This is a genomic window from Streptomyces sp. NPDC056486 (assembly GCF_042795295.1).
In the GTDB taxonomy this organism is placed as follows: domain Bacteria; phylum Actinomycetota; class Actinomycetes; order Streptomycetales; family Streptomycetaceae; genus Streptomyces.
In genome coordinates this window covers 24872-40707 of record NZ_JBHTSF010000029.1, presented here as the reverse complement: position 1 = coordinate 40707, position 15836 = coordinate 24872, and the positions used below count along the sequence as shown (strand labels likewise).

Annotated in this window: 13 protein-coding genes and 1 riboswitch; of the genes, 12 read left to right on the top strand and 1 reads right to left on the bottom strand. The window is 68.8% G+C overall.

All coding sequences use genetic code 11. The features are described 5' to 3' along the window. The first annotated feature begins 2 nt into the window (after positions 1-2). The 10 genes from ACFQ7F_RS14665 (at position 3) to ACFQ7F_RS14620 (ending at position 11558) form a co-directional block, all read left to right on the top strand. Positions 3-983, top strand: coding sequence for an ABC transporter permease (locus tag ACFQ7F_RS14665; protein WP_383270329.1), 981 nt, complete (start codon positions 3-5; stop codon positions 981-983). Then, on the top strand, positions 980-1999 hold the full coding sequence (locus ACFQ7F_RS14660) for an ABC transporter ATP-binding protein (RefSeq protein ID WP_383270328.1): 1020 nt from the start codon (positions 980-982) through the stop codon (positions 1997-1999). Before ACFQ7F_RS14665 ends, ACFQ7F_RS14660 begins: the two co-directional genes overlap by 4 nt. Next, complete coding sequence (locus tag ACFQ7F_RS14655) at positions 1992-3044, top strand: ABC transporter ATP-binding protein (protein ID WP_383270327.1); 1053 nt, start codon at positions 1992-1994, stop codon at positions 3042-3044. Before ACFQ7F_RS14660 ends, ACFQ7F_RS14655 begins: the two co-directional genes overlap by 8 nt. Positions 3045-3159: 115 nt before the next feature. Next, positions 3160-4218 (top strand): tRNA (adenosine(37)-N6)-threonylcarbamoyltransferase complex transferase subunit TsaD, encoded by a 1059-nt coding sequence (gene tsaD, locus ACFQ7F_RS14650; RefSeq protein WP_383270385.1) that lies wholly within the window; start codon positions 3160-3162, stop codon positions 4216-4218. A 71-nt stretch (positions 4219-4289) separates the two neighbouring features. Continuing rightward, positions 4290-4416, top strand: a riboswitch (cobalamin riboswitch). Positions 4417-4468: 52 nt separating this feature from the next. Next, positions 4469-6031, top strand: coding sequence for an ABC transporter substrate-binding protein (locus ACFQ7F_RS14645; RefSeq protein WP_383270325.1), 1563 nt, complete (start codon positions 4469-4471; stop codon positions 6029-6031). 1 nt (position 6032) lies between these two features. After that, complete coding sequence (locus ACFQ7F_RS14640; RefSeq protein WP_383270323.1) at positions 6033-6980, top strand: ABC transporter permease; 948 nt, start codon at positions 6033-6035, stop codon at positions 6978-6980. Beyond that, entirely contained in the window at positions 6980-7810 is an 831-nt protein-coding gene (locus tag ACFQ7F_RS14635) for an ABC transporter permease (protein ID WP_383270383.1), read from the top strand. The genes ACFQ7F_RS14640 and ACFQ7F_RS14635 overlap by 1 nt, the downstream gene beginning before the upstream one ends. Next, the gene (locus ACFQ7F_RS14630; RefSeq protein ID WP_383270321.1) at positions 7807-9399 is read left to right on the top strand and encodes an ABC transporter ATP-binding protein; all 1593 of its coding nucleotides are present in this window, start codon (positions 7807-7809) and stop codon (positions 9397-9399) included. Before ACFQ7F_RS14635 ends, ACFQ7F_RS14630 begins: the two co-directional genes overlap by 4 nt. Positions 9400-9487: 88 nt before the next feature. Further along, positions 9488-10738, top strand: coding sequence for a sensor histidine kinase (locus tag ACFQ7F_RS14625; protein ID WP_383270320.1), 1251 nt, complete (start codon positions 9488-9490; stop codon positions 10736-10738). Positions 10739-10895: 157 nt separating this feature from the next. Beyond that, entirely contained in the window at positions 10896-11558 is a 663-nt protein-coding gene (locus ACFQ7F_RS14620; protein ID WP_383270319.1) for a response regulator, read from the top strand. Positions 11559-11656: 98 nt separating this feature from the next. On the opposite strand, the gene ACFQ7F_RS14615 is transcribed toward ACFQ7F_RS14620, so the two are convergent. Further along, the gene (locus ACFQ7F_RS14615) at positions 11657-12829 is read right to left on the bottom strand and encodes an epoxide hydrolase (RefSeq protein WP_383270318.1); all 1173 of its coding nucleotides are present in this window, start codon (positions 12827-12829) and stop codon (positions 11657-11659) included. A gap of 103 nt (positions 12830-12932) precedes the next feature. Here ACFQ7F_RS14615 and ACFQ7F_RS14610 point away from each other — a divergent pair, with 103 nt between their 5' ends. After that, a complete protein-coding gene (locus tag ACFQ7F_RS14610; RefSeq protein WP_383270316.1) occupies positions 12933-13508 on the top strand; it encodes a CGNR zinc finger domain-containing protein in 576 nt (191 codons plus the stop codon). Between the two features lie 331 nt (positions 13509-13839). After that, entirely contained in the window at positions 13840-14508 is a 669-nt protein-coding gene (locus ACFQ7F_RS14605; protein ID WP_383270314.1) for an MMPL family transporter, read from the top strand. The last annotated feature ends 1328 nt before the right edge of the window (positions 14509-15836 follow it).

The following is a 15836-nucleotide window of genomic DNA, read 5'->3' as shown; positions in this document are numbered from 1 at the left end:
CCATGCCCAGAGACCACATGCCCAGAGAAGAGCACTCCGCCGCCCCCGCCGCTCCTGAGACCGCGAAACCCGCCCGCGCGTCGCGCTGGTGGCTGATGCTGGGCCGGGACCGCGCCGCGGCCGTCGGGGCCGTCATCCTCACCCTGGTCGCCCTCGTGGCGCTCTTCGGCCCGCTGATCATCAAAGACCGCGCACAGCGTCAGAACCTGGACGACTCTCTGCGGCCACCGTCCCTGAGCGACGGGGTGTACGGACTACTCGGTACAGACGTCCTGGGCCGCAGCGTCCTTGCCCGCCTCGTCGAGGCCGCCGCGACGACCCTGTCCGTGGCCGTCCCCGCCGTGCTGTGTTCGCTGGCCATCGGCTCGGCCCTCGGTCTCTGGGCCGGCTACCACGGTGGCCGGCGCGAGAGTCTCGCCATGCGCGTCGCCGACGTGATCCTCAGCTTCCCCTCGCTGCTCATCGCGGTGGTCGTCCTTTACGTCTTCTCGCCCAGCGCGCTGAACATCGTGCTGATCCTCGCCGTCACCCGCATCCCCGTATACCTGCGCACCGCGCGGGCGGAAGCCGCCGAACTGCGCAGCCGACTGTTCGTGGACGCGGCCCGTACCTTCGGCACGCCGAGCAGGAAGATCATCTACTGGCACATACTGCCGATCGCCCTGCCGACGCTGCTCACGGTCGCCACCCTCGACTTCTGTTTCGTCATGCTCACCGAGTCGTCGCTGAGTTTCCTCGGCATCGGCATCCAGCCGCCGGACGTCAGCTGGGGCCTGATGGTCGCTCAGGGGCGGCAGTACCTCCAGACCGCCTGGTGGATCACCGTGCTCCCCGGGCTCGCCATCGTGCTCACCACGGTGTCCGCCACGGTCCTCGCCGCCTGGGCCCGCATCGCCACCGACCCCGCACAGCGCTGGCGTCTGACGCTGCCGACGAAGCGCCGTGGCGTCTCCGCCGCCGTTCCTCCGGAGTTGATCCCGTGACGACGACCGCCGCCCCCGCACCGTCCGGCACCGTCGCCCCCGACGTCGCCCTCGACGTCGAAGGACTCTGCGTAGACCTGAGTACGCCCCTGGGGACGGTGCGCGCCGTGGACGGCGTCAGCTTCAGCGTCCGCCGCGGCCGCACCCTGGCTCTCCTCGGCGAGTCGGGCTGCGGCAAATCCATGACCGCTCTGTCGGTCGTGGGACTCCTCGACCCCGCGGCCGATGTCACCGGCGGTGAGGTCCGGATCAGGGGCAGCGACACGCTGCGGCTGAGTCCGGCGGAACGCCGCAAACTGGCAGGGCCCGTCCTGTCGATCGTCTTCCAGGACGCCCTGACCGCCCTCAACCCGGTGCAGCCGGTGGGCCGTCAGATCGGCGAGCCGTTCCGCATCCACCGCGGACTCTCCCGGCGCCAGGCCAAGGAGAAGGCGATCGAGCTGATGACGCGCGTGGGCATCCCCGAGCCGAGGCAACGGGCCCGCTCCTACCCGCACCAGTTCTCCGGCGGCATGCGCCAGCGCCTCCTCATCGCGATGGCCGTCGCCCTCGACCCCGATGTGCTCATCGCCGACGAACCCACCACCGCGCTCGACGTGACCGTGCAGGCGCAGATCATGCGGCTGCTGCGGGACATCCAGAACGAACGCGACATGGCTCTCGTCCTGATCACCCACGACCTGGCCGTAGTCGCCCAGCGCGCGGACGACGTGGTCGTGATGTACGCGGGCACGGTCGTGGAGAACGGACCGGTGCGGGACGTCTTCTCCGCTCCCCGCCACCCCTACACACGGGGACTGCTCGACTCGGTCCCGGAACACGCCGTACGAGGGCGCCCGTTGCCCGCCGTGCCCGGCAGCCCGCCCGAGCTGAGCGCGGTGCCGCCCGGCTGCGTCTTCCAGGACCGCTGCCCGCTGGTACGCGAACGCTGTGTCCGGGAACGGCCGGTGCTGCGTCCGTCGGGCGACGGCCGTACGACCGCCTGCCACTTCTCAGAGGAGCTGGCCAATGTCTGAGCCCCGAGCCACCGCCGCGGCTCCCGCCGCACCGGAGGCAGCCGAAGCGCGTCCGCTGCTCGAGGTCAGCGGCGTCACCAAGAGCTTCGGCAGCGGCCGTCGCAGGCTGACCGCCCTGGACGGCGTCGACGTACAGCTCGGCAGGGGAGAGACCCTCGGACTCGTCGGCGAGTCAGGCTGCGGCAAGTCCACCCTGGCCCGGGTGCTGCTCGGCCTCGAACGGCCCGACGCGGGCACGGTGCGGTTCGACGGCACCGACCCGTTCGCCCTGCGCGGCAAGGAACTCCTCGCCTGGCGCCGCCGCGTCCAGATGGTCTTCCAGGACCCCTTCGCCTCCCTCAACGCGCGCATGTCGGCCGCCGATCTGATCGGCGAACCCTGGCGCACCCACCGGGACGTCGTACCGGGTCCGAAGGCCCGGGAGAAACGCGTCCGCGAACTGCTCGCCCTGGTCGGTCTTCGGGACAGCGACGCCCACCGCTACCCCAATGAGTTCTCCGGCGGACAGCGCCAGCGCATCGGCATCGCCCGCGCCCTTGCCCTGGACCCCGACCTCATCGTGTGTGACGAGCCCGTCTCCGCCCTCGACCTGTCCGTGCAGGCGCAGGTCCTGAACGTCCTGTCGGAACTCCGCTCACGCCTCGGTGTCGCGTACGTGTTCATCTCCCACGACCTGTCCGTGGTGCGCTACATCGCCGACCGGGTGACGGTGATGTACCTGGGCAAGGTCATCGAGCACGGGAACACCGAGGAGGTCTTCGACCGCCCCCAACACCCCTACACCTCGGCGCTGATGTCGGCCGCACCGGTCCTGGACGCCTCCCGCGCCAGTGGTGACCAGGAGATCCAGCTCCAGGGGGAGATCCCCTCGCCTTTCGACATCCCCTCCGGCTGCCGCTTCCGTACCCGGTGCTGGCGTGCCGAGGACGTGTGCGCCACCGAGGCGCCGCCGCTCGTGGTCCGCGGGACGACGGGCGCGGCCGACTCCCACACAGCTCTGTGCCACTTCCCCTTGGAGCCGGCGACGGAGTCAGCGGGGATATGAGACTGCGCCGGGGACGCGGCGGCGATCGGGGGGCGGGTGTGCTCGCCACTCTCTTATTGCACATATATTGCAACTAGCGACAATGTGCAGAAGGAGGGTCGCGGTGAGTGGACCGGTGGTGCTGGGGATCGAGTCGTCGTGCGACGAAACCGGCGCGGGCATCGTGCGGGGCGGGAAACTCCTTGCCCACGTGGTGGCGTCGAGCATGGACGAACACGCCCGCTTCGGTGGCGTGGTGCCCGAGATCGCAGCCCGCGCCCATCTGCACGCCTTCACTCCGGTCGTGCGACAAGCCCTGGCGGACGCCGGTCTGCGACTTGAGCAGATCGACGCCGTCGCCGTCACCACGGGACCCGGCCTCTCCGGCGCCCTGCAGGTCGGCCTTGCCGGTGCGAAGTCCCTGGCCTACGCGGCGGACGTCCCGCTGTACGGAGTGCACCACCTGGCCGGACATGTCGCCGCCGACACCCTTGAGCACGGCCCGCTGCCCGAGCCGTGCGTGGTCCTCATCGTTTCCGGTGGCCACACTTCCCTGCTCCTGGTCCCGGACCTGGTGCGCGAGCTGATCCTGCACCTGGGCGACACGCTCGACGACGCGGCCGGCGAGTGCTTCGACAAGGTCGCCCGCATCCTGGGCCTGCCGTATCCCGGCGGGCCCGCCATCGACCGCGCCGCGCGTGACGGCGACCCGGGCGCGGTCACCTTCCCGCGCCCGCTGACCCGGGCCGGGGACGACCCGTACGCGTTCTCCTTCTCCGGATTGAAGACGGCCGCCGCACGCTGGGTGGAGCAGCACCGGCAGCGTGGCGCGGAGCCGTCGGTCGCCGACGGGGCGGCCGCGCTGCAGGAGGCCGTCGCCGACGTCCTCACCCGTAAGGCCTTGCGTGCGTGCCGCGATCACGACGTGAGGACACTGATCGTGGTCGGGGGAGTGGCCGCCAACTCCCGTGTGCGGGCCCTGGCCGAACAGCGCTGCCGGGCCGCGGGCATCGAGCTGCGGGTACCGCCGATGACGCTGTGCACCGACAACGGTGCCATGATCGCCGCCGTCGGTGACCTGTTGGTCCGCTCCGGCGCCCAACCCGCTCCGCTCGATGTGTCGATCGACCCGTCCGCACCGCTGGAGTACGCGTCCCTCGCGCCGCTGCCGAAGCCCACGGCGCGGGCTGCTTGACGTCACCGCTCACCGCACGGCCCGCACCTATTGCCTCGTACGCAACAATGAGCACACGAGGCGACGGGAGCCAGGAAGCCGGTGTGAATCCGGCGCGGTCCCGCCACTGTGACCGGGGAGCGATCCTCCTGCACGCCACTGTCCGCGCACGTGGACGGGAAGGCGGAGGCGAGCGACGATCCGGGAGTCAGGAGACTGACCCGTCGCCGGTCTGACAGCAGGGGCGAGGACACCCCGGAGAGGATCGACTGTGATCACGTATGCCCGGACGGCGCCGAAGCAGCGACCGGAACCCGGCAGACGAGGAGTCCTTGCCGCCGGAGGCGCCCTGGCGCTCACCGCGTCCGGCCTGCTCACCGGCTGCGGCGGGGACGGGAAGGACGGGGGAGGCAGCGACCGGTTCCGCGCCGCGTTCACGGCCGGCGGCTCCCAGGAAACCCTCGACCCCCACGTCGCCCCGAACTTCGTCGACCAAGCCCGCGCCAAGGCCCTCTACGACACGCTCGGTACGTACGCGGACGACATGTCCGTCCGTGCGCGCCTCGCGGAGTCATGGGAGAGCGACGCCTCCGGCACCCGGTGGCGAATACGTCTGCGCGCGGCGGAATTCCACGACGGGAAGCCCGTCACCGCGAACGACGTCCTCTACAGTTACCGCCGCGCCGCCGACCCCGATACCGGCTCGCCCTCGCAGGTGCTGCTCTCCTCGATCGATTTCGCCGCGAGCAAGGCCGACGGCGAACGGTCCGTGGTCTTCAAGCTGAAGGCGCCGAACTTCGAGTTCCCATCCGTCCTCGCGGGCCCCGGCACCGAGATCATCCCCGACGGGACGAAGGACTTCCGCAAGCCCGTCGGCTCCGGTCCCTTCACCTATGTGTCGTTCACGCCCGGAGGCATCGCCCGCTACCGGGGCTGGGCGGACCACTGGGACGGCGCTCCGCACATCGCCGGGCTCGAGATCGTCCCGGCGAACGACGAGTCGGCGCGGCTCAACGCGCTGCTGTCCGGGCAGGTGCACTACGCCGCCGACATGGCCGGTTCCTCCGTGGAACGGCTGAAGAAGGAGAGCTCGACCCGGTTGCTGACGGCCGAGCGGGCGACCGCGCAGCAGCTCCTCCTGCGCACCGGCCGCGAGCCGTTCGACGATCCACGCCTGGTGCGGGCCGTACAGCTCGGCATCGACCGGGCGGCGCTGGTGCGTATCGCGCTTGCCGGCCACGGTGAGATCGGCGACGACCTGTTCGGGATGGGCCTGCGCGGCTACCCGGACGACCTCGAGCCGCGTGCACGGGATGTCGACGAAGCGCGCAAGTTGGTGAAGGAGGCCGGCGCCGATGGCCTGCACATCACCGTGGAGACGAGTTCCGTCGACGCCGCGTGGGAGCCGGCCGCGGATCTGATGGCGCGGCAGCTGCGCGAGGTCGGACTGAAGCTGACGGCCAACACCCGTGCTTCCAGCACCTACTTCTCCGAGATCAAGACGAAGGGCGTCGCCGCCTTCAACACCACCTCCACCCTGCCTGTCTCCGACTTCCTGCAACAGCGGGTCCGTGGCGGAGCGGCCCGCAACCAGACGCAGTACGCGTCGAAGAAGTTCGACGCGCTGCTCGAGCGAGCCCGAACCACCCGGGACGAGAAGGATCGGCTGAGCTTGCTTGCCCGCGCCCAGAAGATCGCCCGCGACGAATCCGGCCTCCTTGTGTGGGCGTTCTCCGATGCCAACGACGCCATCGACGAGTCCGTCCGCGGCCTGCGCGCGGCACCGCCGAACTCCCACGACTGGGCCCGCTTCGACCGGGTCCGCATCGGCTGAGGTGCGCGCCTACATCCTGCGGCGTTCGCTCCTGGCACTGGTCCAATGCCTGTTCGTACTGGTGGCTGTGTTCGCCGTCGGGTCGCTCCTTCCCGGCGACACCGCCGACGTATTGCGCGGTGAACTCGGTACGCCCGAACAAGTGGCAGCGCTACGGCAACAGTTGGGCCTTGACCAACCGGCCTGGACCCGCTTCTGGCACTGGCTCGGCCGCCTGCTCACCGGTGACCTCGGAAACTCCCTGACGACCGGGCTGCCCGTGGTCGACGACATCGGCCGCCGAACCGGGGTGACGCTGCTGCTCGGTGTGCCTGCGCTGGTCCTCGTCACCGTGGTGGCGCCGCTGCTCGGCACCATGTCCGGTTTGCGAGAGGGGAGCCGCACCGACCGTGCATTGAACGCGGCCGCCGTGCTGCTGCACGCCGTCCCGGAGTTCGTGCTCGGGCTGCTGCTCGTCGCATCGGTGTCGCTGGCGGCCGGACTGCTGCCCGCCACCGCCGTCGGTATGGACACGGCCGCGTTGCTGGCGGAGCCCGCGGTCCTGGTGCTCCCCGTCACCGTACTGACGGCCAGGCACCTGTGTGATCTGGCGCGCCAGATCCGCGTGGGCGTAGCGGCCGAACAGCCTGGCCCCGTCGCCGAGCACCTACGGCTCCTCGGCATGCAGGAACGCACGGTGGTGCTGCGCCACGTGCTGCCCAATGCCCTCGGCCCCGCCGCCCAGCAGTACGCCCGGTGCGTGGAGGGGCTCCTTGGCGGCGCCGTGCTCGTGGAGGCGGTGTTCGGATTCCGCGGCCTCGGCAGCGGCTTCGTCGAGGCGGTGCAGAACCGGGACCTGCCCCAAGTACAGACGTATGCACTCTTGTTCGCGGGCACCGCCGTCGTCGTGAACCTCGTCGCCGATCTGGTCGCCCACCGCCTCGCACCGCGCAGGGAGGTGACGGCGTGATGCTGCCGGAGAAGGCCGACCCGGTGGGTGAGGTACGACCGCGCATGCCGTGGATCGCCTTGCTTCTGCTGGGGGTGCCGGTGCTCGCGGCCCTGCTGGGGCCGTGGCTGGCGGGGGAGGCGTCACCGGACGAGGATGCGCTGCCTTCGCAGCCGCCCGGGGCGGGTCACCTGCTCGGCACGGACGTCCTTGGACGCGACGTGCTGGCGCTCGTTTTGCAGGGCGGTGCCTCGGTGGTGGGCAGCGCCCTGGCGGCACTCTTGGTCGGTATGGCCGCCGGGGTTCCGCTGGGTCTGCTGGCCGCGGGTCCGCGGCGTGGCCTGGACGAGGCGGTGATGCGTGCACTGGATCTGCTCCTCGCCTTCCCCGGCCTGCTGGTCCTGATGACCCTGGCCGCGACGGGGCACCGTGAGTGGTTCTGGCTGGTGACGGTCGCCGGAATGCTTCAAGTCCCCGCCGTCGCACGCCTGGTGCGTGGCGCCGCGCTCGCGCCGGGTTCCCGCACGGTCGTCGAGGCGCTGCGGATGCAGGGGCACGGCTGGGCGTACATCCATCTCCGGCATCTGGCGCGGGAGCTGGCCGCTCCGCTGGCCACCGATGCGGGCGGCCGGTTCTCCGCCGTGCTGTACCTGTTGGCGTCCGCCAACTTTCTCGGTCTTGGACTCCCCGCTTCCTCGCCCGACTGGGCCGTGCTCATCGAGCGCAACAGCGACGCCCTGTTCACCCAGCCCGCCGCCGTCCTGGTACCCGCCGGTCTCCTGACGGCGCTGTGCGTCGGCGGAAACCTGCTGGTGGACCGCGCCCTCGCCCACAGGAGAAGAAGGCCGTGAACGGTTCCTCCGACATGCCGCTCCTGGAGATCCCGGAGATCTCCGCGTATGCCGACGGGAGCCCGCGCCCGCTCCTGGACCGGGTCGAAGTGGCCGTCCCGGCAGGTGCCGTGGTCGCCGTCGTCGGCCCGTCGGGCAGTGGCAAGACCACGCTCGGTCTTGCGGCGCTCGGCGCCTCACGCGGCGGCGTGCGGCTGGCCGGACGTGTCCTGCTCGGCGGCACAGATCTCATGACCCTCGCGCCGGTCAGACGTCCCGCGGCCCGGGCGGGCCGTGCGGCCCATCTGCCGCAGCATCCGGAATCGGTACTGGATCCGGTCCGCCGGGTCGGCGGCGCGTTGACGGAGCTCGCGGTCCTCGGGCAACCGGGACGGACCGCGCGGAAGGCCGCCGCACGCAGGGCACTGGTCTCGGCAGGACTGGAGTGGGAGTCGGTCCGGCGCCGCTTTCCGCACCAGCTCTCCGGTGGTCAGCAGCAGCGCCTGGCGCTGGCCTCCGCTCTGGTGACGGGGGCACGGCTGCTGGTACTCGACGAACCGACGAGCGGCCTTGACCCGGCGCTCGCACACGCCCTGGGCCGGACGGTCCGTCGGCTCGCGGACGACGGTGTCGGCGTTCTGCTGCTCAGCCACGACCTGCCGATGGTGCGCCGGACGGCAGATCGGGTCGTCGTTCTTGAGCACGGCCGGGCCGTGGACAACGGACCGACGACGGACATCCTCGGCCCAGGCTGCCCCGCACCCGGACCCAGGCCATCCACCGTCGGGCTGACCACTGGCCGCCATCCGGCCATCCGGGAACTGCTTGCCGCGGAACATCGCACCGGGTCGGACGGCAAGGCGGGTCCCAGCATCGCCGCTCCGGCCCGGCAGGGCCCGGGAGGGGTCGTGGCCGAGGAGATAGTCGTGCGCCGCAGATCCGCCGATCCCCTCGCCGGGCCGGTGTCGATGGCATTTCCACCCGGCAGCAGGACCGCGCTGCTCGGCCCCTCCGGCTCGGGCAAGACGACGTTCGCCCGCGTTCTTGCCGGACTGACGACGCCGACTCTGGGCGGGACGAGGATCGACGGTCGATCGCTCCCTGCCCGCGTCGACCGCCGTACGACCGCACAGCGCCGCGTCGTCCAATACGTGCACCAGGACAGCGCAAGCTCCTTCGAGGAACACCGTCCGCTCATCGAGCAACTGACCGACACAGCGCGGCTTCTGCGCGGTCTTCGAAGCGAGGAGGCGACGACTGAGGCGTTGGAGACGGCGGAAAGGCTGGGCCTTGACGCGGCGCTCCTGCGCCGAACCCCGTCCCGGCTGTCCGGCGGCCAGCTTCAGCGTTGCGCGCTCGTACGGGCCCTGACGGCACGTCCGGCACTTCTGATCTGCGACGAGGTGACGTCGGCACTGGACACCGTTTCCCGGGAGCGTGCGCTCGACGCGCTGCCTGGTCTCCTCGCCCCGGCCGAAACCGCCCTGCTGTTCATCAGTCACGATGTGCCCGCAGTGCGAGCGCTCACTGAGAACGCCGCGCTCTTCGAAGGCGGCCGCTGTGTGCGGCGCGGTCCTCTCGATGAGGTGCTGCCTGCTGGGTGGCGGTAGGGGAGTGCGACTTACGTACACCAGTTGGGAACGGTTTAAGCTCTGCACGACAACAGCACGGCGTGGAGCCGACATGCAAGGGGTGCGCTTGTCAACGAAGGCGTCGTCGCGGCGGTTTCCTGCCTTTGACGTCGGGCTCCTCATAGCCCTGGTGCTGCTCAGCGTCCTCGTTGCCGCGTGGAACGGATCTCGGGCGGAGAGCGATCCCGACTGCGGCCCGTGGGTCGGCCTGGCCCTGCAGACCGTGGTGTTGCTGACCCTGCTGGTGCGGCGGAGGCGGCCCCTGATGGTCCTCGCTGTGGCACTGGTGGCATCGGTGGTGATGACGGTGTCGGTGTGGCCGGCGCCCGGACTCCTGGTGGCATCGAGGGAGCAGTCGGGAGTGTGGATAGCCATGTCGGGGCCTTTCGCGGCGTATTCGGCGGTGGTGTATTCGTCGCGTACGCGAGTGGCGTGGGCGTTGACGGGGTTGTTGGTGTTGGTGGCGGCTCGGTTCTGGGAGTTGTCGTTCGTGGTGGCGGCGCCGGGGGTGCTGGTGACGGCGGTGCCGGGGTTGCTGGGGATGTATGTGGGGGCGCGGCGTGGGTTGATCGAGATGTTGACGGAGCGTGCCGAACGGGCGGAGCGGGAGCAGTTCTTGTTGGCTGAGCGGGCGCGTGTCGAGGAGCGGGTGCGTCTGGCCGGGGAGATGCATGACGTGGTGACGCATCGGGTGTCGTTGATGGTGTTGCAGGCGGGGGCGTTATGGGTGTCGTCGTCGGATGAGGTGGTGCGTGCGGAGGCGGAAGGGTTGCGGGCCGCGGGGTGTCAGGCGTTGGAGGAGTTGCGGGATGTGGTGGGGGTGTTGAGGTCTCCGGCGAGTCTGGAGGCGTTGGAGTCGGCGGAGTTGGTGATGCCAAGTGCTGGTGCTGGTGCTGGTGCTGGGGTCGGGGTTGAGGGGGTGGGGCTTTCGGTGCTTGTCGAGGAGTCGCGGGCGGTGGGTGTCGATGTGGAGCTTGATGAGCTGGGGGACCGGTCGGTGTGGTCGCCGGTGGTGGCGCGTACCGCGTATCGGGTGGTGCAGGAGGCCCTGACGAACGTACGGAAGCACGCGCCGGGCAGCTCGGTACGGGTGGAAGTGCGCCATGAGGCGGGGCAGGTGCGGCTGCGGGTGGCGAACTCGGCGGCCAGGGATGCGGTGGACACGGAGCTGGCGTCCAGTGGCTCGGGGAGTGGCCTGAAGGGGCTGCGCCAGCGGGTCGAACTGGTCGGCGGAACCTTCGAGTTCGGACCTGTCAGTGGCGGCGGCTTTCACGTGGAGTCCGTCCTTCCGGCAGAATGCCCCACCACGGTCCCGTGACCCTGGTCGCGACGAGTGGGACCTCGGCGAGGACCTCGTCGGTGGTGGTGGCCCAGCGGCGGATGGACTGCCGGAGGATGAGCCCGAACCAGATATGACCCCGCACACATTCACTCGAAGATGATCGGCGGGACAACTCTTAGGTAGACTGCATGACATGGGGCGCGGAATCGTAAAGGTGTTGGTCGTTGATGACGAGCCCATGGTCTGCGCGCATCTGAGGACGATTCTCGGATCCGCGGATGATATCGACATCGTCGATGAAGCCCACGACGGTGCGGCCGCCGTGGAGAGTGTCGTGCGGCACCGCCCCGATCTCGTTCTCATGGATCTGCGGATGCCGGGGGTAGACGGCCTCACGGCGATCGAAGGCATCATGAAACTCGACCAGCCACCGAAAGTCGTGGCGCTCACCACATTTGACGCCGACCAATATGTGATGCGTGCTTTGCGCAGCGGGGCCAGCGGATTCCTGGTGAAATCCACGCCCCCCGAGCACCTCATCGACCTGGTCCGCGTCGCCGCCGACGGGCACACGGTTCTCTCGCCCGTCGCCATGCGCCGTATCGTCGCCTCCTCCTCGGACGAGGATGCGGCACGCGAGCGCGCCAAGAACCTCATCGGCAAGCTCACGGAGCGCGAGGCGGACGTGCTCACCTGCCTCGGCGAGGGCCTTTCGAACGCCCAGATCGCCACGAAGCTGTTCCTCAGCGAGGCGACGATCAAGGGCTATGTCTCGCGCATGCTGGTCAAGCTGGAGTGCACGAACAGGACGCAGGCGGGGCTGCTCGCCTACGACGCGGGGCTCGTCACCCGCTGAGCGCAGTCGGCGACGAAAAGACTGATTCGACGCGGAAGCCGTAGGGCAACGCCTTGAGCCGGATCAGGCGTTGACCAAGTGCCGGCACCCGGCCGCGTTCACCGATTAGCGGCCAGCACTGCCGCGAGGCCCTCCTGCAGATCCTTGACGAAATACTCGGGCACCTCCAGCGACGGGAAATGTCCCCCGGTTTCGGGCGACCTCCATCGCACGATCTGCCGGTACCGCTCCTGCGCCCAGGGTCGCGGACACTTCTCGACGTCGCGGGGATACATGGTGAGTGCTGAGGGGACGTCGACCCGAAGTTCGGGATCGAGCGAGTTGTGGCTTTCGTAGTAAATACGGGCCGCCGATGCGCCGGTCCGCGTCAGCCAATACAGGGTGACGTCGTCAAGAATGCGGTCTCTGGAAATCGTCTCGAACGGGCTGTCTTCGGTGTCCGACCACTCGGCGAACTTGTCGAGGATCCAGGCAAGAAGCCCGATCGGTGAGTCGACGAGCGAGTAGCCGATGGTCTGCGGTCGGGTCGCCTGCTGCTTCGCGTACGCCGCGCGGTGGCTCCAGAAGTCGCTGGTTTCCTCGGTCCACTTGCGCTCGACCGCCGTCAGCCCGTCCGTCGTCAACCCGGGCGGTCCCTCCGCGAACGTCGTGTGGATGCCGAGAACGTGCGCCGGGAACCTACCGCCGATGACCGTGGTGATATTGCCTCCCCAGTCGCCGCCGTGGGCTGCGAACTTGCTGTAGCCGAGCCTTCCCATCAATTCCACCCAGGCGGCCGCGATCTTTTCGGTTCCCCACCCGGTGGTGGCCGGCTTGTCGCTGTAACCGAAGCCGGGCAGCGACGGGACCACGACGTGGAACGCCGGCGCGTCCGCGTCCTTCGGATCTGCCAGCTCGTCCACGACATCGATGAACCGAGCGATGCTGTCCGGCCAGCCGTGCGTCAAGATCAGAGGAGTGGCATCCGCGCGCGCGGATCGGCGGTGCAGGAAGTGGATTCCCAGATCATCAATGGTCGTGCGGAACTGGCCGATCCGGTTGAGGCGCTCTTCGAACGACCGCCAGTCGTACCCGGTGCGCCAGTAGTTCACGACATCGACGAGGTCGGCGAGAGGAACGCCCTGTTCCCATCGGCGAGGGCCGGGCGCGGCGCCATGGACCGTCTCGGCCTCCGGCAGTCGCGCCGCGGCCAGTCGCGCACGGAGATCGTCGAGGTCGGCGTCAGTTGCGTGGGCTTCAAATGCTTGCACGTCGCTGGTTGGACGCGGCATGAGACCTCCTGGCCGTCGCGGAACCGGCTACGACCTATCGTGAACCGGCTAAGAAGGTTCTAGCAGTTTTCCGAGCCACGCCGCAACCGGCTAAGGTGGTTCCATGCCTGCTGCGTTCCCTGACTTCCGCCTCGGTAATGTGCTGGCGACCAGCTTCACGGGGACTCTGTCGGAGCGTCATGGCGACGCTGTGGAGCGCATTCCCACGCCGCACCGGCTCGTCGACTGGCTCGCAGTGAACGGCCTCGCCGTGGACTCCTGCACCACCGCCCAGCTCGACCACGCCAGGGAGCTGAGGGAGTCGATTCACGCCGCCGCGACAGCGGCCGCGATCCAGGACGCTCTCCCCGCGTCTGCTGCCCAAGTCATCAATGACTACAGCGCTCAGGGTCGGGCCGTGGCTGTCCTGACGCCCGAGGGCAAGCGGCGTTGGCTACTGGGCTCGGCTTCCTGTGTGGAAGATGCCCTCAGCGTGATCGCCGCCGACGCGATCAGCGTCATCGCGGGCGAGCGAGACGGAAGACTGGCCTTGTGCGCATCACCAACCTGCCAAGCCGCCTTCTTCGACACCAGCCAGAGTCGCACCCGCAAATGGTGTGACATGAACACGTGCGGGAATCGTCAGAAGAAGGCACGCTTCAACGCCAACCAGCGCAAGAACCCCAGATCAGCGGAGTGATCGTTACCTCGGTACATCCGAGTGGGCCCCACGCCTGCGACACATCCGTCGCGTTGGATGCGCCCCAACGGCACCACTAAGTGCCATCCGTCGCCTTCGAGACCTCGAAGGCGACTGTGCCGGGCGTCATTGGTCAACGCGAAGCATACGAAAGTGGGTAGCGCGCCCCGAGGTTGCAACCTTGGTCGCTTCCACTTCACACGAACCGCTCTGTCTGCCCTCCCACCCGGTTTGTTTGGCTGATGGAACAGCTACAGCTACAGCTACAGCTACAGCTACAGCTACAGCGAAGAGCCTGACCGCTGCGTCTCTGCACCCCTGGGAAGGAACCGTGTTCAACGCACCAGGACGTTTCGTCGTCGGCCATCGCTGGCTGGTGATCCTCACCTGGCTCATCGCCGGGGCCGCAGTGATCGGCTACGCCCCGTCCCTCACCACCACGTCCGATCAGGCGAAGTTCCTTCCCGGTCACCACGAGTCGATCCAGGCGCAGAAGATCCAGGAGAAGGCCGAACAGGTCGTCACCACGCCGCCGTCGCCGCGCAAAAGGGTGCAGACCGTCATGGTGTCGATGGCCGAGGTGAAGGTGGGCGACAAGAGTCGGCGCCTTGGTCCAGGGGAGGCCACGGCCGAGAGCATCCAGCACGCCGGACCGACCATTGCCGCCGCCGGTGTGATCCTCGCGGGCACCTTCGCCTCGATGCTGCTCGCCAGTGACACCTCGCTCTCCCAGGTCGGGTTCGCGGTCGCTTTCGGCGTCATGCTCTCGTCGTTCGTGATGGCGATGTTCTTCACGCCCGCGCTCGCCGCCCTGTTCGGCCGGGCCGCCCGGTGGCAGCGCCGCATCCGGCCGGCTGTCCCGGTCCGGAATCAGGGCGACCCCGGCCAGGGGGTGCCGCACCACACGTCCGACCCGGAGCAGGTGCCCGTCCAGGGTGGCTCCCCGTACGTTCCGCACGCGCCGTACGTTCCGCACGCGCCGTACGACTGGCGCGACTGACGGGTCATGCGCGCACAGTTCTGTGCCCCACCGCTCTTTCCGAGTGGTGGGGCACAGAACTGTGGGGGCCGCCTTCGAGAAACACGGATTCAGGCGTGGCGGCGGAGGAGTTGTTCTTGATCGCTCGCACGGGCACCTCTCTTCTCGGTACCCGGTCTTGCCCGTATTGGTCTGCGTCACCATGCGCGTCGGAAAGCCCTGAGATACCTCTACGTCACTGCTCTCGCCCCGGACATGGGACACGAGTCAGGAGGTCATGTCATTCAAGCCAACTCGGGCTGAAAATAGTCGAGTTGCTCGGCGCGCTGGGGCGGAGGGCGGCCCCGTGTCGTCAAGCAAGGCGCTCAGGCGAATGCCGCTGCGCTATTGGTCTGTTGAAGTACGGGGCGTGTGAGGTGAAACACAACGACCGCCTGTGGGTTCGAAACGGACAGGATACGGAGCGCGTGCACGGTGAAACGGGCATGGCCACCCCGTGAGCACCCGAGCCCGGAAGCGGAGTGCGGTGCGTTAAATACTCCGGAGTCAGTTGTCGCGGACGCGAACTGCGGAGATTGATGGCAGGTGGTGGAGGTGGCAGGCATTCGCGGCGGCATATAAACGGGCGCGTTCACCACATCAGGAAGCGCTTCCTATGCGTCGGCGGAGAAGTGGTGTTCAGCTTCCGCCGGCCACAAAAAGAGAGTCTGGTGCGGGCTACACCCGCTCGGTTACTGTTGGGCCGAGCGCGAGGCCTTGGGTATCGCGTTTGATCCGACCATGTGCCACCCGTTCGCAGACTGATTCGGTCTTCTCGGAGTGCCCTCCGTTGGTCCTCCGTATCGATCCCGACGGCTGCGCGGGGCTTATATGAAGGGGGATGGCCATCGGCCAGTCATGATGCGGGTCCCGCACTTGCAGGCGTACCGCCTTGGCTGCCCGTGTGAAGACCAGATGGGCTGTACCTGCGGCTGAACGCAAGTCGCTGTTCTGTTGAACGACTTATTACTTCTCCAGCTCTCGGCTGATGGGTCGCGAACTCCGACCATCGCGCACTTCGATCCCGGCCGGCGTCTCGTGGAGACGCCCGGGGGTTTGTGCGCCGCTCTTCCCCGCACCCCCACAGTCATACCCACGCCGGTTCCCTCACTACCGTTGCCCCCCCACTCAGCCAACGGAGTCTCGAGTGGTGTAGCAGTCGTCGCCCCCAGCAGGGCGGCGTGACTGACCCCCCAATCCTCTGCCCGCTGACGGGTCGTCCCCGTGTTTCCCGGGCCTGTGCCGCCGGTTCGTATCGGCGCCCCCTGCGTGAGCTTCGGCCTGTGCGAGCTTCGGCATGCGCGGTCGAC

Bases quoted from the DNA above. Each gene is read 5' to 3' on its own strand.
- ACFQ7F_RS14610 (WP_383270316.1), top strand. From the start codon at position 12,933: ATGCCTGCTGCGTTCCCTGACTTCCGCCTCGGTAATGTGCTGGCGACC.
- ACFQ7F_RS14615 (WP_383270318.1), bottom strand. From the start codon at position 12,829: ATGCCGCGTCCAACCAGCGACGTGCAAGCATTTGAAGCCCACGCAACT.
- ACFQ7F_RS14620 (WP_383270319.1), top strand. From the start codon at position 10,896: ATGGGGCGCGGAATCGTAAAGGTGTTGGTCGTTGATGACGAGCCCATG.
- ACFQ7F_RS14635 (WP_383270383.1), top strand. From the start codon at position 6,980: ATGCTGCCGGAGAAGGCCGACCCGGTGGGTGAGGTACGACCGCGCATG.
- ACFQ7F_RS14655 (WP_383270327.1), top strand. From the start codon at position 1,992: ATGTCTGAGCCCCGAGCCACCGCCGCGGCTCCCGCCGCACCGGAGGCA.
- ACFQ7F_RS14665 (WP_383270329.1), top strand. From the start codon at position 3: ATGCCCAGAGACCACATGCCCAGAGAAGAGCACTCCGCCGCCCCCGCC.